At 58.2% G+C, this 24106-nt stretch carries 20 protein-coding genes and 1 tRNA gene; 6 read left to right on the top strand and 15 right to left on the bottom strand.

Annotation, left to right across the window (positions count from 1 at the left end; translation table 11 throughout):
* Nucleotides 1–70 precede the first annotated feature (70 nt).
* Genes GOV80_RS10835 through GOV80_RS10820 form a run of 4 tightly spaced genes read left to right on the top strand, consistent with a single transcriptional unit; the run spans nt 71 to nt 5115 of the window.
* Entirely contained in the window at nt 71–1321 is a 1251-nt protein-coding gene (locus GOV80_RS10835; RefSeq protein WP_170784603.1) for a sarcosine oxidase subunit beta family protein, read from the top strand.
* 14 nt (nt 1322–1335) lie between these two features.
* Complete coding sequence (locus GOV80_RS10830) at nt 1336–1623, top strand: sarcosine oxidase subunit delta (protein WP_170784601.1); 288 nt, start codon at nt 1336–1338, stop codon at nt 1621–1623.
* Nucleotides 1620–4562 carry a sarcosine oxidase subunit alpha family protein gene (locus tag GOV80_RS10825; protein WP_170784599.1) on the top strand — a complete coding sequence of 981 codons (2943 nt, stop codon included), beginning with the start codon at nt 1620–1622 and terminating at the stop codon, nt 4560–4562. Before GOV80_RS10830 ends, GOV80_RS10825 begins: the two co-directional genes overlap by 4 nt.
* Nucleotides 4555–5115, top strand: coding sequence for a sarcosine oxidase subunit gamma (locus GOV80_RS10820; RefSeq protein ID WP_170784597.1), 561 nt, complete (start codon nt 4555–4557; stop codon nt 5113–5115). The genes GOV80_RS10825 and GOV80_RS10820 overlap by 8 nt, the downstream gene beginning before the upstream one ends.
* Before the next feature lie 5 nt (nt 5116–5120).
* Here GOV80_RS10820 and GOV80_RS10815 read toward each other — a convergent pair whose 3' ends face one another.
* The 15 genes from GOV80_RS10815 to pyrH form a co-directional block, all read right to left on the bottom strand.
* On the bottom strand, nt 5121–6125 hold the full coding sequence (locus GOV80_RS10815; RefSeq protein ID WP_170769556.1) for a GlxA family transcriptional regulator: 1005 nt from the start codon (nt 6123–6125) through the stop codon (nt 5121–5123).
* Nucleotides 6126–6151: 26 nt separating this feature from the next.
* Nucleotides 6152–6760, bottom strand: coding sequence for a YrbL family protein (locus tag GOV80_RS10810; protein WP_170784595.1), 609 nt, complete (start codon nt 6758–6760; stop codon nt 6152–6154).
* Nucleotides 6761–6935: 175 nt separating this feature from the next.
* The gene (locus GOV80_RS10805) at nt 6936–8345 is read right to left on the bottom strand and encodes a hypothetical protein (protein ID WP_170784593.1); all 1410 of its coding nucleotides are present in this window, start codon (nt 8343–8345) and stop codon (nt 6936–6938) included.
* Nucleotides 8345–9091: a methyltransferase domain-containing protein gene (locus GOV80_RS10800; RefSeq protein ID WP_170784592.1), complete on the bottom strand. Its 747-nt coding sequence runs from the start codon at nt 9089–9091 to the stop codon at nt 8345–8347. The genes GOV80_RS10805 and GOV80_RS10800 overlap by 1 nt, the downstream gene beginning before the upstream one ends.
* A gap of 10 nt (nt 9092–9101) precedes the next feature.
* Nucleotides 9102–9488, bottom strand: coding sequence for a GtrA family protein (locus tag GOV80_RS10795; protein ID WP_170769552.1), 387 nt, complete (start codon nt 9486–9488; stop codon nt 9102–9104).
* Nucleotides 9485–10444, bottom strand: coding sequence for a glycosyltransferase family 2 protein (locus GOV80_RS10790; protein ID WP_170769551.1), 960 nt, complete (start codon nt 10442–10444; stop codon nt 9485–9487). The genes GOV80_RS10795 and GOV80_RS10790 overlap by 4 nt, the downstream gene beginning before the upstream one ends.
* 383 nt (nt 10445–10827) lie before the next feature.
* Nucleotides 10828–10917 (bottom strand) — tRNA-Ser (locus GOV80_RS10785).
* A gap of 89 nt (nt 10918–11006) precedes the next feature.
* Nucleotides 11007–13424, bottom strand: a complete 2418-nt coding sequence (locus tag GOV80_RS10780; RefSeq protein WP_170784591.1) for a DUF3772 domain-containing protein — start codon at nt 13422–13424, stop codon at nt 11007–11009.
* The gene (locus GOV80_RS10775) at nt 13424–14458 is read right to left on the bottom strand and encodes a cysteine synthase A (protein WP_170769549.1); all 1035 of its coding nucleotides are present in this window, start codon (nt 14456–14458) and stop codon (nt 13424–13426) included. Before GOV80_RS10775 ends, GOV80_RS10780 begins: the two co-directional genes overlap by 1 nt.
* Nucleotides 14459–14527: 69 nt before the next feature.
* A complete protein-coding gene (locus tag GOV80_RS10770) occupies nt 14528–15643 on the bottom strand; it encodes an NUDIX domain-containing protein (protein WP_170784589.1) in 1116 nt (371 codons plus the stop codon).
* 27 nt (nt 15644–15670) lie between these two features.
* Nucleotides 15671–16111: a TrgA family protein gene (locus tag GOV80_RS10765; protein ID WP_170769547.1), complete on the bottom strand. Its 441-nt coding sequence runs from the start codon at nt 16109–16111 to the stop codon at nt 15671–15673.
* Nucleotides 16112–16127: 16 nt separating this feature from the next.
* Nucleotides 16128–17336 carry an SAM-dependent methyltransferase gene (locus GOV80_RS10760; protein ID WP_170769546.1) on the bottom strand — a complete coding sequence of 403 codons (1209 nt, stop codon included), beginning with the start codon at nt 17334–17336 and terminating at the stop codon, nt 16128–16130.
* A 69-nt stretch (nt 17337–17405) separates the two neighbouring features.
* On the bottom strand, nt 17406–18827 hold the full coding sequence (locus GOV80_RS10755) for a cryptochrome/photolyase family protein (protein ID WP_170784587.1): 1422 nt from the start codon (nt 18825–18827) through the stop codon (nt 17406–17408).
* A gap of 48 nt (nt 18828–18875) precedes the next feature.
* Nucleotides 18876–20102 carry an aminotransferase class V-fold PLP-dependent enzyme gene (locus GOV80_RS10750; RefSeq protein WP_170784585.1) on the bottom strand — a complete coding sequence of 409 codons (1227 nt, stop codon included), beginning with the start codon at nt 20100–20102 and terminating at the stop codon, nt 18876–18878.
* Nucleotides 20103–20330: 228 nt separating this feature from the next.
* Nucleotides 20331–21074: a UMP kinase gene (gene pyrH / locus GOV80_RS10745; protein ID WP_170769543.1), complete on the bottom strand. Its 744-nt coding sequence runs from the start codon at nt 21072–21074 to the stop codon at nt 20331–20333.
* Between the two features lie 95 nt (nt 21075–21169).
* On the opposite strand from pyrH, the gene miaA reads away from it, so the two are divergent.
* Nucleotides 21170–22063 carry a tRNA (adenosine(37)-N6)-dimethylallyltransferase MiaA gene (gene miaA / locus GOV80_RS10740; protein ID WP_170769542.1) on the top strand — a complete coding sequence of 298 codons (894 nt, stop codon included), beginning with the start codon at nt 21170–21172 and terminating at the stop codon, nt 22061–22063.
* A gap of 325 nt (nt 22064–22388) precedes the next feature.
* Nucleotides 22389–24059, top strand: a complete 1671-nt coding sequence (locus tag GOV80_RS10735) for an ABC transporter substrate-binding protein (RefSeq protein WP_170769541.1) — start codon at nt 22389–22391, stop codon at nt 24057–24059.
* Nucleotides 24060–24106 lie beyond the last annotated feature (47 nt).

The following is a 24106-nucleotide window of genomic DNA, read 5'->3' as shown; positions in this document are numbered from 1 at the left end:
AGACCGATGTCGCATCTGAGGATACCCAACCGCACCAAAATAATGAATTCTGTAAAAAAAGGTCCGATTCATGCGATATTCCGGCTTTCGAGTCATCAAAGAGGCACTGACCGGCCATAAGGGCTGGAAACCGGTCTGGCGCGAGCCTGACCCAAAACCTCATTACGACGTCATCATCATTGGCGGCGGCGGTCACGGTCTGGCAACGGCACATTACCTGTCCAAGGTCTACGGCCAGCGCAATGTGGCAGTGGTCGAGAAAGGCTGGATCGGGGGCGGCAATGTTGGGCGCAACACGACGATTGTGCGCTCGAACTACATGCTGGACGGGAATGAGCCCTTCTACGAATTCTCGCTGAAACTGTGGGAGGGGCTGGAGCAGGACGTCAACTATAACGCTATGATGAGCCAGCGCGGGATCATCAACCTGTTCCACACGGACGGCCAGCGCGACGCCTATACGCGGCGCGGCAATGCGATGATCCTGAACGGTGCGGATGCGGAACTGCTGGACGCCGATCAGGTACGGGCCGAACATCCCTATCTGAATTTTGACGACGCCCGCTTTCCCATCAAAGGCGGTTTGGTCCAGCGCCGCGCGGGCACGGCCCGCCATGACGCGGTGGCTTGGGGTTATGCGCGGTCGGCGGATTTGCACGGGGTCGACATAATCCAGAATTGCGAGGTCACGGGCCTGCGGATTGAAAATGGCACCTGCCTGGGCGTCGAAACCTCAAAAGGCTTTATCGGAGCCAGCAAAGTGGGCTGTGCGGTCGCTGGAAACTCGGGCCGCGTGATGGGCATGGCCGGGATGCGTTTGCCCATTGAAAGCCATGTGTTGCAGGCGTTTGTGTCCGAGGGGTTGAAGCCCGTTCTGCCCAGCGTCATCACCTTTGGTGCGGGGCATTTCTACGTCAGCCAATCCGACAAGGGCGGTCTGGTCTTTGGCGGCGATATCGACGGCTATAACACCTATGCCCAACGCGGCAACCTACCCGTGGTCGAGGATGTGTGCGAGGGCGGCATGGCGCTGATGCCCATGATCGGCCGCGCGCGCTTGCTGCGGATGTGGGGCGGTGTGATGGACATGTCGATGGATGGCTCACCTATCATCGACCGCACCCCGGTTCAGGGGCTCTATTTCAATGGCGGCTGGTGCTACGGCGGGTTCAAGGCCACGCCTGCCTCGGGCTATTGCTTTGCGCATTTGCTGGCGAAAGATGAACCGCACCCCGTTGCCACCGCCTATCGTCTGGACCGGTTCCGCACCGGTCGGATGATCGACGAAAAAGGCGCGGGCAACCAGCCCAACCTGCACTAGAGGGGACCACGGATATGATCATCAATCACCCTCTGCTTGGGCCTCGCGATGCCTCAGAGTTCACCTATCTGGGCGATGCATCCCTGATCGACCGGCCCGACGGGACGGCCGAGAATGCCGCCGACGCGTTTTATGACTATGCCTATCTGCGCGACAATCCCGCCGGTGAGCATCGCGAGCTTTGGTATCACGAGGCCGGGGATCGCTCGTGGCTGGTCGTGACCCGCAATACTCTGACCCATGAGATTTCCAAGGTGGAACTGGCCCGCGATGTGGCCCGCACGCGGGGGCGTTCGAAATGACACAAGTGAACCGACTTACCGGCGGGCAAATCGACCGCGATACAACCCTGAAATTCTACTTCGACGGGCGCAGCTTTACCGCGCATCCCGGCGACACTTTGGCCTCGGCGCTGCTGGCTAATAATGTACGACTGATAGGGCGGTCCTTCAAATACCACCGGCCTCGCGGATTGCTGACGGCGGGGTCCGAGGAACCCAACGGCATGGTGGAACTGCGCGCAGGCGCCCGCAAGGAACCCAACACCCGCGCCACGACGATCGAGATGTACGACGGGTTGATCGCAAACTCGCAAAACCGTTGGCCCAGTCTGCGGTTCGACGCGCTGGCGGTGAATGACTTGTTTTCCAACTTCTTGTCGGCGGGGTTCTACTACAAAACCTTCATGTGGCCCGCTGCGTTTTGGGAGAAGCTGTACGAGCCTATCATACGCCGCGCCGCTGGCCTTGGCTCACTGTCGATGCAGGCGGACCCGGATGAATACGACAAGGGGTTTCGTCACTGCGATCTGCTGATCATCGGTGCCGGACCTGCGGGCCTGATGGCAGCGTTGACCGCCGGGCGTGCGGGCGCAGATGTCATACTGGCAGACGAGGATTTCACGCTGGGCGGACGCCTGAACAGCGAGACCTTCTCGGTCGGCGACCACAGCGCCCCCGACTGGACGGCACAAACCGTGGCCGAACTGTTGGCAATGCCGAACGTCCGGCTGATGCCGCGCACCACGGTGATCGGAGCGTTTGACCATGGAATCTATGGGGCGGTCGAGCGGACGGGTGATCATCTGCCCTCGCTGCCTGCTGGCAAACCGCGCCAGATCCTGTGGCGCATCTATACCCAAAAGGCCCTGCTGTGTGCCGGAGCAACCGAGCGTCCCATTGCATTTGAAAACAATGACCGCCCCGGCATCATGACCGCCAGCGCGCTGCGGACTTATGCCAATCGCTTTGCGGTGACAGCTTCGCCGCGGGTTGCGATCTTTACCAGCAATGATGACGGCCACCGCACGGCCGATGACCTACACGCCAAGGGCGTTAAAATCGCCGCCGTGGTCGATGTGCGCGAAGATGCCCCCCTCAGCTATGACTATGAGGTGCTAAAAGGCGCGCAGGTCATAAACACCAGGGGCCGTCTGGGCTTGAGCTTTGTCGAGGTCGCCTTGCCCGATGGTTCGACCCGGACACTGGATTGTGGCGCGCTGGGCGTGTCGGGCGGCTGGAACCCGAATGTCCACCTGACCTGCCACCAACGCGGACGCCCTGTTTGGAACGAAGCCCTTGCTGCTTTCGTTCCGGGAGAAAACCTACCGGTTGGCATGTCCGTCGCGGGTTCTGCCAATGGCGTCATGTCAACCCATGGCGCACTGCGCTCGGGAGCCGAAGCGGCCGCTGCCGCGCTGGACCTGACCACCCAGCCCGACCTGCCAGAAGCCGAGGACGCGCCCATGGCGCTAAAGCCGTTCTGGTATGTGCAAGGCTGCAAACGCGCATGGGTCGATCAGCAGAACGACGTGACGGTCAAAGATGTGAAGCTCAGCTATCAGGAAGGCTTCCGCTCGGTCGAGCATCTGAAACGCTATACCACGCTGGGCATGGCCACCGATCAGGGCAAGACCTCGAACATCACGGGCCTTGCGATCATGGCCGAGGTTGCGGGCAAGTCGATCCCCGAAACCGGCACAACCATTTTCCGCCCGCCCTATACACCGGTGCCCATCGGTGCCTTCGCGGGCCGAATGACGGGCAAGGACTTCCACCCGACCCGCCTGACCCCATCGCACCATTGGGCCAAGGAGCGCGGGGCGGTGTTTGTCGAGGCTGGGAACTGGCTGCGTGCGCAGTGGTTTCCCCTGCCCGGTGAGACGCATTGGCGCGACTCCGTCGACCGTGAGGTGCGCCAAACCCGCGCCTCGGTCGGGGTGTGCGATTGCACCACGCTGGGCAAGATCGACGTGCAGGGCACGGATGCTGCCGAGTTCCTCAACCGCGTCTACGCCAACGGCTTTGCCAAGCTTGCAGTGGGCAAAACGCGCTATGGGCTGATGCTGCGCGAGGATGGGATGGTCATGGATGACGGCACCGCCGCACGGCTGGCCGAGGATCATTTCGTTGTCACCACCACCACGGCGAATGCTGTAAGTGTTTATCGTCACATGGAATTCGTGCGCCAGTGCCTGTTCCCGGACATGGATGTTCAGCTGATTTCGACCACCGATGGTTGGGCGCAATACGCGGTTGCGGGACCAAATTCGCGCAAGCTGCTGCAAAAGATCGTGGACCCCGAATTCGATATCTCGAACGAGGCGTTCCCCTTCATGGCCTGCGGCAAGATCACCGTCTGCGGCGGGCTGAGGGCGCGGCTGTTCCGTATCTCATTCTCGGGCGAATTGGCGTTCGAGATCGCCGTCCCGTCGCGCTATGGCGACGCACTAATGCGGCGGTTGATGACCGAAGGCAAAGAGTTCGACGTCACCCCTTATGGTACCGAAGCGCTGAGCGTGATGCGTATCGAAAAGGGCCACCCGGTCGGCAATGAGTTGAACGGCACCACTACAGCGCTGAACCTTGGTCTGGGCAAGATGGTGTCAAAGAAGAAAGACAGCGTTGGCTCTGTTCTGTCCGAGCGTGAAGCGTTGACCGCACCGGATGTACTGAAACTGGTCGGGCTGAAACCGGTCAACCCCGAGGAAAAGATCACCGCCGGGGGCCATTTGATGAATATAGATGGCCCGGTCGATGCGACACATGATCAGGGCTATGTTACCTCGGCGGCCTATTCGCCCAATCTGAACAGTCATATCGGGCTGGGCCTGCTGAAACGCGGCGACGCGCGGATGGGCGAGAAGATGCGCCTTGTGTCACCCCTGACCGAATTGAATGTCGAAGTCGAAATTGTCTCGGCTCATTTCGTTGACCCCGAAGGAGAACGCCTGCGTGCATGATCTTGTTGCATTAACCGCCCTCGGCGGCACCACGCCACGCGTGGATACGGTCGGTCCGGTCACATGTTCTGAAGTCCCAGATGTGGCGTTGGCCTCAGTCACTGCCCGGTTGGGGCACGAGGCTGCAACGCAGGATGAATTGGCGCGGCTTATCGGAACCGCAACGCCGACCGCGCAGCGTTTCGCCGGAGACCCTGTGACCGCCTTCTGGTCCGGCCCGGACCAATGGATGATCGAAGCCCCCATTGCCACCCACGAAGACCTTGCCGCCCACGTCAAGACCGCCGTTGGAACCGTCGCTTCTGTCACTGAGCAGACGGATGCTTGGGCGCGGTTCGACTTGCGGGGCGACGGGGTCAACGCGGTTCTGGAATTGCTATGCCAACTGGACCTACGTCAGTTTCAGTCCGGTCACGTCGCGCGGGGCGCAGTTCATCACATCGGGTGTTTCATCCTGTGCCGCAGCGCCGACCATGTCAGCCTTTATGGTCCCAGATCATCGGCCGGATCGCTGCACCATGCGGTTCTGGCGGCCATGCGTTCGGCCCATTAAGACAATCAGATCGAAGGCAGCGGCGCGTTGTCCTCGACCCGGAACCGGTTGATCCGGCGACGGTCCTCTGCCGGGCTGAGCCCAAAGGCCGCTTTGTAGTGCGATACCAACGGCGTGACTGAGCTGTACCCGACTGCAGCGGCAATCTGTGCAATCGGGTCTTTCGTATACATAACCATCTGGCGCGCGGCTTTCATGCGCATAGACCGATAGTAGTGGCTTGGGCTTTGACCCGTCGCCTGTTTGAAAGCTCGCTCGATCTGGCGGGGCGTGACCCTCATCTGCCCGGCAACTTCTGCAATCGAGATCGGTTCGCTCAGATGGCCGGCAAATAGCTCAACGCTACGCGCAACCAACGGGGGCAGTTGATCACCTGAACCAGGTGCAGTTGTGTCGGGAACTTTTTGACGCACCCCTGCGCCTCGCATCATCGGGTGCTGAAACCAGCAGGCGACCTCATGCGCGATCTCGCTGCCAAGACGATCTGAAATCAAGTGCAACGCCAGATCAAATCCAGCGGCCGCGCCCGCGGCGGTCCAGCGCGTATCGGTGCGCACAATCACTTCACTGCGCGCGTCTATGTCGGGAAACTCAGCCTCGAACGCCGCTTCATAACACCAATGAACCGAGACCGGCTGATCCACCATCGCGCCCGAGCGAACAAGGGGGAATACGCCTCCGCTAATGCCGCCGAGGACAGTGCCGTGCCGACCAAATCCACGTAACGCGCCGTTTCCAGTGCGCGGATCGGCAAACCCGGATGTCGGACTGCTGAGCAGAAACAGGATGTCGATATCCTTGCACCCTGTCAGGGCTAGCGCGGCTTCAAACCCCACACCCGCACTGGATTGAACCTTTTGCCCACGCTCGGACACAAGCACCCATCCAAAGGCTTGCTTCCCGGCGATTTCATTGGCCGCCCGAAGCGGTTCGATGACGGAGGTAAGGCAGGCCATCGGAAAGCCGTCAAACAGCAGAAATCCGATCGTGATCCTGTTTTCCTCATGCATCCGGGGATCCTAGCAGAAATGCAGCCCTAAGAGCGAATTCCAAACATGCTGCCCATCCGTTCCCGACGACGCTGCATGGACTTGCGAAATGCCCAGTCGCTGAACAAGGCCAGCGGAAACAAGACACGTTCGCCCAAACCATCAATCACCACCAATTTGCCGCCGCGTTCTTCGGCCCGCACAATGTTTTCGTGGCTCATGTCGCCGACGATGATCCGCCCCCGTTCCAGGTCGTCCAGCAACTCCATGAACTCTTCCCCAAGGCGTTTGCGTCCAGCGGGATCCTCTTTGAGCGACATCCATTCCTTGTAGACTGTCGGCGCCAGATCTCCATCTGGTCCCGTCATTTTCTCGACAACAAGCGCTGGCCCCAATGAGGTCGGTGCATACCCCATGAAATGGGCCAGACGTTCAATCTCGGGGCAGCCGCGATGCAGCGCGGCCAGGTATTCGTTGGCTTCGCGGTTCCATTGGCGCAGGTTACCATAGCGCCATTCCGCATAGCGCGGAATCCGGTGATCGCGCACCGGGACATCCGCGCGCACTTTCAGCAAGGCATCCTGCCGATCGGGGTGCTGAAAGATCAGGTAATTTCGGCTTTTGCGCAATGGGGTGTGGTCAGTCAGGTCAATCATTTGGATCCGATACCTAAAGGGGGCGCGCCATGGCCGACGGCCGCATAAACTGGCACCTTGCGTCAGGGTCATAAATCCTTCGCCCTGTGGTTACAAATGTGTTTTTTACCGTCGACAGGACAGAGACAGAGATTCAGCGCAACGTAATCTCGAACCTGCCTAAACCACGCTCAGACTATGGCCCGACCGGCGGGCTCGGCAGCAGGACAAATGCCACGGTGCCATCCGTTTCGACTAAAGATGTATGCGTCCAGCCCAGCGGATCAAATGGCGGGGTCGCATCCGTACATTCGTCTGGTGTCGTGTCGCACGATACAACCTCTGCCCCAGTCAGATATTCCAACCGCAGACGCAATCCGCGATCAAACTGAATGAACGTCTCGCGCGCGCCTTCCAATCCGTAGTAGCTACCATAAAGCTGCACACGGTTCATCCCGTCTGGGATCTCATCCGCCAAAGCCCGCGTTGTTTTTTGCCAAAGAGGAAAGGTGCCGTAGGTGATGCGTCCGAATTGGATTGTTGCGATCAACAGAACACACATGATCACAATGCGCGCGACGCTGGCCAACCGGGTGGATGTGCTCGTAAGAATAAACACCGACATTGTCAGGGTGTAACCGAACAAAATCCAGTTCCAACCAAGTGCCCGAAACGGAACCTTAAGACCTGATGTCAGCGTTTTGGCGAACAAAGGGCCACAACCGGCGAGAACCGCGACCAGTACAATCGTTGCCACATAACGCTGACGCCGAAACAGGTAAAGCCACGAGACCGCGAAGAGCGATACCAAAAACACCCCGTTGGACAAAGACCCGCTGCCGACGCGATGCAAGTTTTCGTACAGGTGCAGTTTAAGCTTTTGATAGTTCAATGCCAGATCGCTTATCGACTTGACCTCGGTCGGGTCGCGCCATTCGGCCACCGGAATGTCGAACACTCCGTGATGCAGGAAATTCAACGAGTAGACCACACCGAAGGCCAATGCGAGGCTCGCAAAAAAAACCACCAGTGTTACGCCCGCACTGACATAGGTTTGCGGCGCCTTTCGGGACAGCAAAACAAGGCTCAACATCATGAACGGGTACGTGGTGTAAGCCATAAACGACAATGGCACCGCCACGATCAGCAACAGAACTGACGCCCGATGGGACAGAAAAACTACGGCCAGTGAAAACAGCGCTAGTACCCAGATACCGGGCAGCAAAGTGTTGAACCAGAACGATATCAGAAAAGCCGGCCGCGACAACGCGACGAACAATGCCATGACGCACAGGAACCACGCAGGCATGGAGCGCCCCAGGACTATGATCGCGGTGCATGCAGAAAAGATCGACCAACCCAGAAGGTACAATGCAAAATTGACCGGTGCAGGCCAGAGGAACGGTCGAAACTGCCACCAGAAATTTAGCCAGCGCCCCTCATCTAGCGCCTTGCTATAAGCCATGTCGAAATGGCCCAGCAAGGCGGGAAAGTCGTCATGACGGACGAATGGATCGCTCAGAAATGGCCCATAGGTCGCCATCAGAGTTCCGAGGCAAAGCAGCGTCAGCCAGAAAACCAGCGTTATATCCGAACGCGCGGTCATCAGTTGCTCCGATGAGACCGTGCGACAATTGAAGCGCGGGCTTGCGCGATTGCGGTGACCGTACGCAATGGCAGTCGCCGGACAATCATCTTTCGCAAGTTCCAACCGAAGGTTCCAACCTCACGCAGCGCTCCGGGTGCAACCTTTGTTGCCAAAACCTCAGGCGGTAAGGACGCTGCTGCAGCCGCATTGGCGTAAAGCACACTGTTGTAGCGGTACCAGGGCTCGATTGCCCCGTCGGAAAACAGTTTTGGGCGCAGGCAATCGTAGGCCGTGTACCCCTGCGCTTCGAACAGCCCTTGCCAGAACGATAAAGGTTGCTCGTTGATATGGAACTCTCCGCCCTGCCCCGGGACCGCCGCCGAGAACAACACAAGGTCGCTATGGGCTGTCAGGCTTTGCACAAGACTGGACGAGGCCTCATGCGGCAGATGCTCACCGACTTCTAAAGATTGGGCCAGACCAAAACGCCGCCCAAGATCGACGGGCTGAGTTAGGTCTTTTCCAAAAAAAGCATCCGGTGAAATGGCCAGACGCTCACGATCAACATAGTCTCCGTCTACACCGGCGATATCCGGGCATCCCGCCGCAGACCATTCCGACAGCCAGACACCTCGGCCACAGCCGAAATCGACAACACTGTCTGGCTTGACCCATGTCTGAAGACAACGGATCAGCCGGACAGCGGATTCGCGGGCTCCGCGGTCGATATAATCAAAGAATTCGTTCGAATAGATGTGAGACATAGCTACTCTTTCAAAGTGACTTTTCTTCGCGGTAGACCCAAAGCCGCAGGATCACAAAATTTATGACAGGCAGGACGATGACTACTAGTCCGGCGGTGACGGGCTGAGACAGTCCAAACCGAGGCCCCAAAACACCTGTAATGGTTGATGAAACGACAAGTCCGATGCCGATCATGCACAAGAACCGACCAAACTGAGCCGGCGCCATGACGGGCTTGCCGAAGGTCCAGACAGACTGACCTATATACTGGATCAAGATCGCGGTTCCAAAAGCCAGCGCATTGGCAATCCAAGGTGAGCCGACAAGCCGCAACAACCCCAGATATGTCAGGAAATAGTAGACAGCCACGCCTGTACCAACGACCGCAAAGCGGAATATGCGACGTGTATCGGTCATGCCTGCTTTGATACGTCCTTAACCGAGACATCCGTGGATTGCCCGACATGTTCATCGACAAAATACAACGGGCGGCCCTTGGCCTCGACATAAAGGCGACCAAGATACTCGCCGATGATGCCGAGCGTCAGCAGTTGAATGCCCGAGAAGAAGCTGATCACCAGAACGGTCGAGGCCCAACCAGCCACAGTGCTATAAAGGATTAGGGACCAGAACACATAAACGGCCATCAAGGCCGCAATGATCAGGGTCAGAAACGCAAGGCGCGTGGCGATTTGCAGGGGCTTAATCGAAAAGCTGGACAGAGCGTCAAAGGCCAGCCTAATCATTTTGGACATCGGATATTTAGTCTCACCGGCCACGCGGGGGTCGCGGATGTATTCAATGCCAATCTGGCGAAACCCGACCCAGGCAAACATGCCGCGAATGAACCGAGATCGCTCGGGCATGTTCAAAACCGCATCCAGCGCGCGGCGACTGACCAGCCGGAAATCGCCCGTATCATTCGGGATCGGAACATCGGACAGGCGATTCAGTAAGCGGTAAAACCCGTGCGCGGTCATCTTCTTGAACCAGCTTTCGCCCTTGCGCTCACTACGCCGACCATAGACCACATCATACCCACGATCCATCATCGCCATCATATCCGACAGCAATTCCGGCGGATCCTGCAAGTCCGCGTCCAGCATGAAAATCCGCTCGCCTTTGGCTGCCATCAGACCTGCGGTCAGTGCTACCTGATGTCCGCGATTGGTCGACAACTTCAAGCCGCGCACACATGAATGTCGATCCGCCTGTGCGCAAATGCCGTCCCAGGTCTTGTCCGTTGAGCCGTCATCAACCAGCACGATCTCAACCTCCGAGGCCCAGGCCCTGGTCGCAGCGATCAGACGGTCCACCAACATGGGAAGAGAGTCCTCTTCGTTCATGCAAGGGACAACAACAGACAATAACATCTAACCTCCGCAGGCAAATTGCCCTACTCGTTTTAGGCACATCCCAACCCCGCCATGCGAGGCCGGTCAACTCCTAGTTTTCGGGTCCTTACCCTTGATATCTCAAGCCGAAACGGCCGCTAATGCAAACACGCCAGATTTCAGCCTGTAGTTACCGATCTGTCACATTGCCGTTTCGGACTACACAACGATGTCCCGATGCCCGACTGATATGGCAGCATTGCGCCCAACTTGCCACAAAAGCGGTTATTTATCTGAAGCGGTCAAACTATGCGACGTTCAGACAACAAACCAGCAGGCAAGCGACCTAAGGTCCAAGGAGAAATTCGCCTCGGGCCAAAACAGTCTGGGGGTATATCTGAGGTTCGAGAATTGAGGGATTGTGGCGGAGAGACAGGGATTCGAACCCTGGAGACGGTTTCCCGCCTACACACTTTCCAGGCGTGCGCCTTCGACCACTCGGCCACCTCTCCGTGCGGGCGATATTTGGACTATCGCTTGGGGATTTGCAAGGCCCGATTAGAGCGTTTTTTTCGCTTTGCGGAAAGGGTCGCGAAACCCGTCAAGGCTCGTCCCCGTCCCCGCCTGACAGGTCAACCTCGGTCATCTCGATCGGCGTGGATGCGGGCGCAGACGCCTGTGCCGCGCTGTCCTGGGCGGGATCCGCCACACGCAAGGTTTCGGGATTGCGCAGCCAGACGTCGCGTTGGGCAAACGGGATTTCGATACCTTCTTCGACAAACCGGCGGTTGATTTCGTGGTTCATGTCCGACTTCACGGACAGCATCCAGTTGACGTCTCGAAGGATAGCCCGGATTTCAAAATCCAGCGAGTCTGCGCCAAACCCCTGAAACACCACATTGGGGGCCGGATTAGCCAAAACCATGGGATGCGCATTGGCAATCTCGCCCAGGATCGCCTCGACCCGGCGGGTATCGGTGCCATAAGCGACCCCGACCGGCACGATCACTCGCCCGACCGTGTTGCCGCGCGTATAGTTCGTCACCACACCGCTGATCAGGTCCGAGTTCGGCACAATCACATCGGATCGGTCGAACGTCTCGATCCGTGTCGAACGGACCGAGATATCGCGCACATAGCCCATCATCCCGTTAACATCGATCCAGTCGCCTTTCGAGATCGGACGCTCGACAAGCAGGATGATACCCGAGACAAAGTTAGACACGATGGTCTGCAAGCCAAAGCCGATACCGACCGACAGCGCACCAGCAACAATCGCCAGCGAGGACAAGTCGAACCCAGCCACCATAATGGCGCAGAGCGCCGCCAGGAAAATTCCGACATAGCCTGTCCCGGCGACGATCGCGTTCTGGCCACCGGGGTCAATCTTGGTCTTGGGCAGCAGGGAACTGCGTAGCCCCCCTTGCAGCATTCGGGTCAGGCCAAAGCCCATCAGGAAGACGATCAGGAAGGTAAAGAAATTCTTCGGTGAAATCGTCACGCCACCGATGTCAAAACCCAGCAGGATGCGGGACCAGACCTCGAGTAAGTCGGTTTCGCGCGCGCCCCAGTAGATCGCCAGAACTGGCAACGCAAAGATCGCCATCGCGAACCCGATCAAGACCGCAAAAAGCGAATCTTTCGCCGCCTCGCCCTGCCCCGAAATCCAGCCATAAACGGCCGTCAGGAAACGTTGGAAGATGACCAGTGCCCCAATCAGGACCAGTGATTTGACCGCAGGATAGACAATCGCTTCGGCGGCATTCGTATAGCCGATGACAGCCAGAATTGGGCTGGCTATACCCAACAGGAACAATGCCCGGCGGAGAAACTCGATCAACTGGGTCAAACCCGTACCCCGAGCCAGCGACCCATCATCAGCATCCAGCGGGGCTTCGGTGCTTCGGATCTGTCGCACGCGTAACAGGACCAGTGCGGTCACAATGGTGACGGGGAACCCGACAACAGCGCGCGTCGCATCCGAGATATTCTCGATCTGCTCGAATAGGTCGACCAGCTCATGCAGGATCAAAAGCACGGCCAGAACGTCCAGATAGACCCGCAACTCAGCCACGCGCTTGGCGGTCAAACGTTTAAACCCCTGTGCTTCTTGCAGCACATAGACTTGCCGCCCGATCCAGTCGAAATAGAAAATGATCGCAGCCCAATATGGCACGTTTTGCAGCAGCAATGTGCCGCGAAAGCCGGGAAGTCCGGACATGACAATGGCCTTGACGACCAGCCAGACCCCCAGCCAGGGTAAAAGAATGCGCAGCAGCGATGTCAGAAAGGTCCACACCCCACTGCCCTGCCCGCCGAATTGCCGCATGTAGTTTCCGGCCACCTCGGACCAGTGCTTGCCGAAGAACAGCAAAACCCCGGCAACTGCCACCAGAAGGGCGATACCCAGCCCCTGATCGCGCAGATTTTCATGCACGACATCCGTGCCAAAGTTTCGACGCGCCTCGTTAAAGAGGCTTTGACCTGCTTCGCGAAGATCGGTCCATGCCGGCCCCCAATACACGGGATTGACCGGCGACGGTCCCCGCTCCAACAGCTCTTTGGTCTGCCGGGTCCGCAAGAGCTGGTCGATTTCGGTGATCAGGCCATTGGCGCGGCTGAACGCCTCTTCCGAAATGATCTGCGGGACCTGAAGCGTATTCAGCTGTTCTTCCAAATGGGCCCGCAGAGCGGCAATGTCTTCGGGCTCGGTCGCGTCACCTTCGGGTTTGGGACCCAGCGCCTTGATTTGCGCATCAAGCGTCTGGATACGCTCGGTATTCGCGCCGCGTGCTCGGTTGAAGTCATCGCGGTACGTATGAATTTCCGCACGCAGATTCTCGAGCGCTGCGTTCGAGGCGCGATCCGCTTCGATCACGGTCTCGGCTCGGTCCGCTGTTTTGACCCAGCCCTGATAATACTCGCTCTGTCTGTCCGAAAGCTGCGCGACCGCTGGGCCACACAGAACCGCTATACAAACCGAGACAAGCGCCAGGAACAGGCGGACCTGTCGCAACATCACACGTCCTCGAACACGCCGGGAATGCTGCGTGGGGCTTCGGTCATCCAATCGGGTACCGGCAGTTCTTTTTCGCGCAGGAATTCCGGGTTGAACAGTTTGGACTGATAGCGTGTGCCGTAGTCGCACAAGATCGTCACGATCGTATGGCCCGGCCCAAGGTCCTTGGCCAGACGCACTGCACCTGCCATGTTAATCGCGGTCGAACCGCCCATAACCAGTCCTTCTTCGCGCAGCAGATCGAAGATGAGTGGCAACGCCTCATTATCGGTCATCTGATAGGCGTAATCGGGCTTGAACCCTTCGAGGTTCTTGGTGATGCGCACCTGACCGATGCCTTCGGCGATCGAGCTGCCCTCCATCGCGATCTCACCGGTGGTGTAGTAGGAATAAAGCCCCGCACCCATCGGATCGACGAGGCCAATTTTAACGCCCTTTGGCTGCAATGCATCGGCGACACCGGCCAGCGTTCCTCCGGAGCCCACGGCGCAGACAAAGCCATCGACTTTACCGCCGGTCTGTTCCCAGATCTCAGGCCCGGTGGTTTCCACATGCGCCTGACGGTTGGCCACGTTGTCAAACTGATTGGCCCAGATGGCGCCATTGGGTTCGGTCTGCGACAGCTCTTCGGCCAGACGGCGCGAGTAATGCACGAAGTTATTGGGGTTCCGATAGGGCGCGGCAGGCACCTGCACCAGTTGCGCACCGGCCAGACGCAGCATGTCCTTTTTCTCTTCGGACTGGGTTTCCGGGATCACGATTACAGTCTTGAACCCCATCGAGGCCCCGACCAGCGCCAGACCGATCCCGGTGTTCCCGGCGGTGCCTTCGACGATCGTGCCGCCGGGCTTCAACTCACCCCGTGCGATGGCGTCCCGAATGATATAGAGCGCGGCGCGGTCTTTGACCGACTGGCCGGGGTTCATGAACTCGGCCTTCCCCAGAATTTCGCACCCGGTTTCCTCGCTGATGCGCTTCAATCGGATAAGTGGTGTTTTTCCGACTGCGTCGGCAAGGTCTTTCGCAATGCGCATGGCGCCCTCATTTCATTACGGATCAAGGCAGATTTACAGTTGCCGCGCGCCAACCACAAGCGGCGATCCTCAGGCGCGCAAACGGTTTCGGTGCCGCGCAAGCCAATGGGCCAGCGCCAGCAAAGGCAAATCCTTAAACCCATGCGCATCGACACGATCCATGAAATCGACAAATGGCAGGATTTGGCTTCGGATATCTTCTCCTTCCGAGGCCAGCCCACCGCCTTGAACTGTCAGCTCCAGATCCGCCAGACCCACGTAAAGGTGAATGTATTCGGTCGATGACCCGCTCGAGGAATAGGCCCCGCCCGCATATTCCAGCGACTGCAGGACCACGCCCGCTTCCTCTTGCGCTTCGCGGCGGGCGGCGTGTTCGGACGTTTCACCGGGGTCGATCATCCCTGCGACGGGTTCCCACATCCAGGGCTCGGGATCGTCGATCATGAAAACCGGCGGGCGAAATTGTTCAACCAACAAGACCACATCTCGCGCCGAGTCATAGGGCAGAACCACAACGGCGCTGCCTTGCATCAGGCTGCTGCGCTGTAGAACCGGCCCCAACGTGCCGTCATGTTGCCTGTGTTGCAGCGCGACCTCTTCCATTCCGAAGTAGTTCACATGAGCATACCGGTGGTTATGCAAGACCACATCCTTGGTAACATCACGCAGGTCCCCTGTCCCGCGCTGACGCGCTGCGATTTTTGCCCATGCCCGTGTTCGAAGTGCCGGAAAGTTTCTGGCCAGCGTGGCCCCGTCGATCTTGCCGAAATAGCCCATCACCTCATGTGCGGCGGTTACGGATATATCGCCCCAACGATCGACCCAATCTCGCAATTCCCAACGCTCCGTCGGGGTCCAGATACCCGGATCGGGGAAGTACACATCCGCCTGCACGCTGGCACCCTCCATCGTCTCAACCCAAAGGGGGCGCAGTTCGTAGTCAAACCCACCCTCATAAAAATTGAGCCGCTCAAGGTCGTTCTGAGACAGATTCTGAACCAACAATCCTTCCGCATACGAGCCCTTTTCTGACAGGACCATCGGAAACGCCTGATCTTTGACCCCATAAACCGCGTGGTCCCGCAGTCTGGCCTCGGACAGTTTCATTTCAGATGCGGGGCGATCCAGCACAAGCTCGAGCAAAGGCAGGTGTTGCAGCGTGCCGTAGAAAAACAGGTCAGTCACGGATCAAATCTCGTATTCGGTCGAGAATTACCGCCAGCGACGGCTGGCTTCTTCTGTGGCAAGACCCGCGACCAACGCACCGATCGCCAACGTCCACAGTATTTCTGGGGCCAGCAACTGCTGCCCAAATTCGACACTGATCTGAAAAATGGCCAGCAAAGCCTCGAACGGGCCATCATAGCGGTGACGCATGGCCAGCCGGATCATTTCATTGCAGCCCTGAACAAACAGGCCCCAGAACACCAGAGCCGCCATCCCGGTCAGGCCGTTGTTCACACCGGCTGTCCACCCGCGGCCCGCACGTTTGCCCATGACTTTCCAGCCACAGATGACCCCAAGCAACATGTTGACATAGGTGAACCAGCCGTAGTCCTTCCCCTCTTCGCCGTTCTCGATCACCATGCTGGAGACGAGAAAAGCCACAACCAATAAGCAGGTTGCAGCGACAAGACGAGACGCGGTGGGCATTGTAAGGGTCCGTTGTTTAACTCGGTTTTGCTATTGTGATCTGTGTCACATCGCAATTACCCGTGTCAAAGGCCGCGCCACATGCGGTCAAATAATAATTCCACATGCGGCGAAAACGCTCATCAAAACCCATCTGAGCGATATCGTCCCATTTATCGTTGAACGTGTCATACCAACGTCGCAGTGTCAGATCGTAACTTTTGCCAAATTCCCTTGATTTGACCACGGTCAAACCCGCTTGAGTCACCTGATCCTTTAGCACGGACGGCGCGGGCAGCATCCCACCCGGGAAGATATATTTTTGAATGAAATCAACACCATTGCGGTAGACGTCCCAGCGATGGTCGGCGACAGTGATGATCTGCAATGTGGCCTGCGCGCCTGGTTTGAGCCTTTCGCGGACGGTTTCAAAATAAATCGGCCAGTATTTCTCACCCACCGCTTCGAACATCTCGATCGAGGCGATGCCATCATACTGCCCACGCTCGTCTCGGTAGTCCTGCAACTTGAATTCAACAAGATCAGAAAGACCTGCTTTCTCAATACGCTCTTGCGCAAACTTCAACTGCTCTTGGCTGATGGTCAGCCCTGTGACCCGCAAGCCACGCTCTTTCGCGGCATATTCAGCAAAGCCACCCCAGCCACATCCGATTTCAAGGATATGATCGCCGGGTTTTGCGCCCATCTCGTCGACAAGGCTGGCATATTTTGCCGTCTGCGCCTTCTCCAGACTTTCCTGCCCGGTTTCGAACAAAGCGCTGGAATAAGTCATCGTGTCGTCCAGCCATGCGGAGTAAAAATCATTACCCAAATCATAGTGATACGAGATGTTCTTCTTGGCCTGCTTGCGGCTGTTTCCGTTTAGCCAGAACCGCAAACGCTCATAAGCCTGCACCAGAAACTTGCCGGTGAAATCGTCGTAAACCGTTTCGGTGCCCAGATGCACCAGGTCCATAAAAGAGCGCAGGTCTGGCGTGCTCCAGTCACCTTCCAGATAGGCGTCCGAGAACCCAAGCTCACCTTCACGCACTAGTCGGGCAAAAACGTCGGGGTTATGGATATCTACCTGCGCGATTGGTCCGGGCTTGGCCCCTTCGGTGCGAAACACGCGGCCATCAGGCAGCACAATGTCCAGGCGACCGGACTCCATCTTTCGCAACATCTTCGTCACTTGCGTGAAGTATCGTGGCAGGTTTTCTTGCCCATCTGTCGTTGTAAGGATCATCCGCTCTCCCCTATGCGGTTGTTGGCGTAGGCTAGGCCGAGTTTGTGTTTCTGGCAAGTTTTCAGTTCCTTACTGGTTCTTGTAGTGTTCATAGGCCGCCAGCGCGCGCCTGCGCCCGTCGGCCAATTCGACAACGGATTGAGGGTAGCCGTCATCTGGGGCCAGCCCCCAAGCGCGCGGGATGGCCTCAAAATAGGCAAGCGCGGTGTCGGGCGGATTGGCTTGTCCTTCAGCGATCCACCGCCGGACATATTCGCCGTCTGGGTCAAACTTTTCTTGCTGCGTGACCGGGTTGAACACTCTAAAGAACGGAGACGCATCCGGCCCCGATCCGGCCACCCACTGCCAGCCCATCGCATTGGCGGCGATGTCCCAGTCAATCAGGCAATCCTCGAACCACCGCATCCCGATTTTCCAATGTGTCATCAGATGCTTGGTCAGGTAGCTTGCCACGATCATACGCGCGCGGTTGTGCATCCGTCCCGTCACATACATCTCACGCAGACCGGCATCCACCACTGGTATACCTGTTCGGGCCCGCGTCCAGGCCAGAACCTCGGGTTGATCAGTGCGCGTTTGCCATGGAAACTGATCCCATTCGGGCTTCCAGTTCTGATATGTGATATGCGGCCAGTGAAACATCAGGTGATAGGCGAACTCGCGCCAGACTAGCTGACGCAGATAGGCATCCGAGCCCGACACCCCGTTCAGGGCAGCATTCTGTACCGCGTGCCAAATACGCCGAGGGCTGATCTCTCCCAGCGACAGGTATTCGGACAGGGTTGAGGTCCCCTCGGACGCCAGCAGGTCGCGGTTTCGGGAATAGTCAGGCAGACGATTCAAGAACCCTTGCAATACGACCAGTGCCGCAGTTTCGCCCGGCTGTACGAAGGGTTTTACGACCTGCGCGCCCCGGTTCATCACAGCACCCAAACGCCATGAGGACAGATCTTCGGACTCGGGCCAGTGCACCGGAGGCGTCAATCGAGTCGGCGCGGCCAACGGTTGTGGAACCGCCCGACCCTGAACAGCCCGCCACATTGGAGTAAACACGCGAAACGGCTGACCCGTTTTGGTGGCCACGTTCCAAGGCTCGAACAACAAAGGGCCAGGGAAGGATTTGGCTTCAACCCCTTGGTCTTTAAGGGCAGATTTTAGCTGGGTATCGCGCGAAATGGCATCCAGGTCATAGGCGCGCGACCAATAGACGGCCGAAGCCCCAGTTTCGGCGACAACGTCTTGCAATACTTGCAACGCGATGCCCTTGCGCAGGATCAGACGGCTTCCGGCCTTGCCGAGGGCGCTCTGAAAAGCCTCAATCCCCAGACCCAGCCGCCATTTCGGCGCAGCGCCCAATTTGTCCGTCAGATCATCACAGATGAACAGCGGGATGACGGGCCGACCGGTGGCGGCGGCCGCGCTTAGCGCTGGGTGATCTGACAGGCGCAAGTCCCGCCGGAACCACATGATGATCGCAGATTGCTGTTCCATAACCGCCCAGATGTTTTTCCCATTTTACGGGAGTGGACGGGAACTGGATCACAAAACGGCGTCAAGTGCATTCAATAATTGATCAATTTCCTGTTGCGATGTGTAGTGCGTAAAGCTGACTCGCAACACGCCCTGCGCCGGATCGACCCCCATCGCCTGCAACGGACGCCCGGCGTAGAAATCGCCTCCACCCGCCATAATCCCGTGTGTGGCCAATTCACCCGCCACCTCTTCCGCATTTCGGTTCAACGCCAAAGCAACCGTGGGTGCGCGCTTTTCTGCATCAGCGGTGCCAATCAAGCGCACAGCATTGCGGTTTGACACCGCATCCAGCAACGGCTGCAGCAATGACACCTCGTGCTCACGCATCAGATCATGCACGAACGCTCCACGCTGAGTGTCGGACCCGTCGGGACCACCGTGATGAACGCTGAGTGCGGCGATATAATCCGCCATGCCAGCACTGGCCGCGATCTGCGCATGATCTGGTCCGGCAGGCGTGAACCGCTTATACAGCACATCGCCGTTGAAAAAATGCGCCTGGTTGGGCAGCGTCTGCCCCAATTTTCGCCGGACCACCATACATCCTTGATGCGGACCATAAGTTTTATAGGCTGAAAACAGATAGATATCCGCCCCCAGCTCATCCACATTCGGAAGGCCGTGCGGCGCGTAGGACACCCCATCAACACAGACAAACGCACCCGCTGCATGCGCAATAGCGGTGATCTCGGCCACCGGATTGATCTCACCAACTACGTTCGAGCAATGGGGGAAACAGACCAGACGCACCTTGTCGTCCAGCAGGTTTGCCAGATCCTGCGGGTCAAGCGAGCCGGTCTCGGGGTCGATTTGCCACTCCCTGACCTCAATCCCATCCTCGGCCAAGCGCCGCCACGGGCCGGAATTGGCCTCATGGTCCTGATTGGTGACGATGATCGCTTCACCCGGCTGCATCCACTGCCGAAATGCCTGCGCCATGACATAAGTGTTCTGCGTGGTCGAAGGGCCAAAGCTTAACTCATCGGTGTCGACGCCCAGAATAGCCGCCAAGCGCCGACGCGCCTCGTCCATCTCGGCGCCCGCTAGACGACTGGCCTCATAGGGCGCATAGGGTTGTACTTTGCGTTCGGTATAGTAGCGAAACAGCCGGTCCAGCACGGGCTTGCATGTGTAAGACCCACCGGCGTTTTCGAAAAAGGCCTGGCCTTGCAGAGATGGTTCGGAAAAGGCGGGAAACTGCGCGCGGACAAAGTCTATATCCAAAGTGCTCATGGCACGGAACTCCTTGATCATGCAGGTCAATCTTTTAAGGGACCGGGCATGATTCCGGCCTCTTCGGACATCATGGCAGGTCTTCCAGCCGAGCCGCCGCAGCCGCGACGACAGCCCCAGCACAGGCAAGGACGCGGCCAAACTGCCCAGACCGACCAATCCCGTCAAGCGCCCGAACAAAAAAAGCCGGGCGCGATGGCCCGGCTTTTGTCACATATGGGTGAAGGCTTAGCCCTGAACCTTGGTATAAGTCCCTTCACCGGCAAGGATTCCCCGGAAGCCGCCTGGTTCGTCCAGACCAAACACGATGAGCGGCAGGTTGTTGTCTCGCGCCAACGCAATGGCCGAGGCGTCCATAACCCGCAACCGTTTTGCCAGCACGTCATCGTAGGTGACTGTGTCATAGCGCACCGCGTCCGCATGTTCTTTGGGGTCTTTGTCATAGACACCGTCCACGCCGTTCTTTCCCATGAAGATCGCCTCGCAAGCCATTTCATTTGCACGCAAAGTGGCCGCAGTGTCGGTGGTGAAATAAGGGTTCCCGGTCCCGGCGGCAAAGATGCAGACCCGCTTTTTCTCAAGGTGCCGTACAGCACGGCGACGGATATAAGGCTCGCACACCTCGTCCATGCGAATGGCCGAGATCACACGGGTGAACACCCCGATTTCTTCCAACGCGGATTGCATCCCCAGCGCGTTCATCACCGTGGCCAGCATCCCCATATAGTCCGCCGTCGTCCGCTCCATCCCCTGCGCCGAGCCGCTGAGACCCCGGAAAATATTGCCACCGCCGATCACCATGCAGATCTCGACACCCAGATCATGCACCGATTTGACCTCTTGCGCGATACGCTGGACGGTCGGCGGATGCAGGCCAAACCCCTGGTCGCCCATCAGCGCCTCGCCAGAGATCTTCAGCATCACGCGACTGTATTTGGTTTTCGGGGTGTCGATGTCTGGGGAAAGGGTCATGTTGCGCTCCGGGCTGGCACGGGTTTAATTCCGGCGCAAAATGAAGCAAAACCGCGACAGGTTCAATGCGGATCATGAGGAACAAGGCAGCCCCGATGGCCAAAACAGATACATCGCCAATTTGGGACCGCCTGCCCCCTATCCCAGACGACAAACCCGTACTGATTGCGGGGCCGACAGCGTCAGGTAAATCCGAACTTGCACTTCGGATCGCCGAAGAATTCGGCGGCATCATCGTCAATGCAGATGCCAGTCAGGTGTATGACTGCTGGCAGGTGATCTCGGCCCGCCCCTCGACTGGGGATGAGGCCCGCGCACCGCATCTGCTCTATGGTCATGTCGCGTATGATCAGGATTATTCGACCGGCCATTGGCTGCGCGAGGTCACACCCTTGCTGACCGGCCCACAACGCCCGATTATTGTTGGGGGCACGGGGCTGTATTTCTCGGCCTTGACCGAGGGCATGGCCGAAATACCCGCTACTCCGCCAGAAATACGTGCCGAGGGCGACCAGCTTGACCTGCAAACGCTGAGCAAGGGTGTGGATGCCGAAACTCTGGCCCGGTTGGACCGGCAAAACCGCGCCCGCGTCCAGCGCGCTTGGGAAGTGCAGCGCGCCACCGGACGCAGCCTGCGGGACTGGCAAGCTGATACTCCGCCGCCTATTCTGAGCCCGGACGACACGGTGCCGATCGTATTTGACGTGGACAAACAATGGCTTCTGGATAGGATCAATCGCCGTTTCGATCTGATGCTAGATACAGGCGCTTTGAATGAAGTCGAGGCGATGCGATCCCTCTACGACCCCTCTCTTCCCGCCTTCAAGGCCATCGGTGTCCCCGAGCTTATGTCATATCTTGACGGCCAGCTTTCCCTGGATGCCGCCCGAGATCGCGCCACGATCTCGACCCGCCAGTTCGCCAAACGACAACGCACCTGGTTTCGAGCACGGATGAAAAACTGGATTCACGTTGATTTCTCAAAGTGATACTAGCGCAACTTGCCACTGCGATAGACAGCAAGAATTACGCGCCATCGATGATCCGAATCCCTTGTGTTAATGGGAACCCGCCAGGCTTCTTGAGCCAGGACACGATCCCGTATTTCCAGGCTGCGATCCTCCACAATGTCGCTTTTGTCTCCTGAATGACGATTTCGAACGTTGACCTAACAGAATTTCTGGTGCCGAATGAAGGCATGGGGATGTTCAGTATCACAGCAACGAATACCCGCGGACTCGCTGCACGCTTCTTTCGGCGTTGAGCGGTTCCACTCACAAATCACAAAAATTGATGTCACAGGGAGAGACATAAATGACAAAGCAAACCTTGACCGGAGCACCGATGCACTGGGCGGCGGAGATGCACGCACAGGAATATCGTGACGGCAAGCTCAGCCGGCGCGAGTTCATGGCCCGCGCCACCGCGTTGGGCGTTGCCGTGCCCGCCGCTTATGGCATGATCGGACTGAATTCACCCGCAGCCGCGCAAGAACCGCAGCGTGGCGGCACCATCCGTTATCAGATGGAAGTGCGCGCGCTGAAGGATCCGCGCACCTATGACTGGACCCAAATCGCCACTTACACCGCTGGCTGGCTGGAATATCTGGTCGAATACAACAATGACGGCTCGTTCAAACCCATGCTGCTGGAAAGCTGGGAGGCCAATGACGACGCGACAGAATACACTCTGAACGTCCGCAAAGGCGTCAAGTGGAACAACGGCGACGACTTCACCGCCGAAGACGTGGCACGCAACATCACCGGCTGGTGTGATGCGGGGCTAGAGGGCAACTCGATGGCATCCCGCATGGCATCACTGATTGACGAGGCCACGCAAAAGGCCGCGGACGGTGCAATTACGGTTGTGGATTCCCATACCGTCAAACTGACGTGTAACGCGCCCGACATCACCATCATTCCCGGCATGGCGGACTATCCGGCCGCCATCGTACACAGTAGCTTTGATGCCAATAACATGCTGGCCAACCCGGTCGGCACCGGCTTTATGATCCCCGAAAGCCACGAGGTCGGCGTCAAAGGTGTGCTCGTGCGCAACGAAGGCTTTGACTGGTGGGGCTATGAGGCCGGCAAAGGCGGCTATATCGACCGGATCGAGTTTATCGACTACGGCACCGACCCGGCAGCCTTCCTGGCCGCCTACGAGGCCGAAGAGATCGACATGAACTGGGAATCGGTCGGCGAATTTGTTGACATCTTCGACGGCATCGGCCTGACCCGTTCGGAAATCCCCTCGGGCTTTACCATCGTCATTCGTCCGAACCAGTTGGCCGAAGACGCCAATGGCAATAAGATCTATGGCGACAAACGTGTGCGTCAGGCGCTGGCCATGGCCGTGGACAACAATGTCTGCCTCGAGCTTGGCATGTCCGGCTACGGCATCCCTGCCGAGAACTGCCATGTAGGTCCGATGCACCCCGAATATGACTCGGCGGTGACCCGTATTCCCTATGATCCGGCAGGTGCCAAGGCCCTGATGGAAGAAGCGGGCATGGCAGACTTCGAGCACGAAGTTCAGTCGATCGACGATGACTGGCGTCGCAATACCACCGCTGCTGTGGTTGCGCAGTTGAACGACGCGGGCATCAAGGCCAAACACACGGTTCTGCCCGGCTCGACCTTCTGGAACGACTGGACGAAATACGCCTTTTCCTCGACCAACTGGAACCACCGCCCGCTGGGCACGCAGGTTCTGGCCTTGGCGTATAAGTCAGGCGTGGCGTGGAACGAGTCCGGCTTTGCCAATGCCGAGTTCGATGCGCTTCTGGCCGAAGCGAACTCGATCGCCGATGTGGACAAGCGCCGCGAGGTGATGGCCAAGCTGCAAACGATCATGATCGAAGAGGGTGTGACCATCCAGCCTTATTGGCGGACAGCAATGCGTCACCACCGTGACAACATGGTTGGTGTTGAAAAGCACATCGCGGACCTGCCGCAGCTATATAAGTTCGGCATCGTCTCTTAAGCCGACACCTACAGGGCCGCGCCGTAAGGGCGCGGCCTTTTCGTCGG

It is taken from the genome of Ruegeria lacuscaerulensis (assembly GCF_013034685.1).
GTDB lineage: Bacteria > Pseudomonadota > Alphaproteobacteria > Rhodobacterales > Rhodobacteraceae > Ruegeria > Ruegeria lacuscaerulensis_B.
Note: the sequence above shows the minus strand (reverse complement) of the source record. Positions and strands in the feature narration are given on the sequence as shown.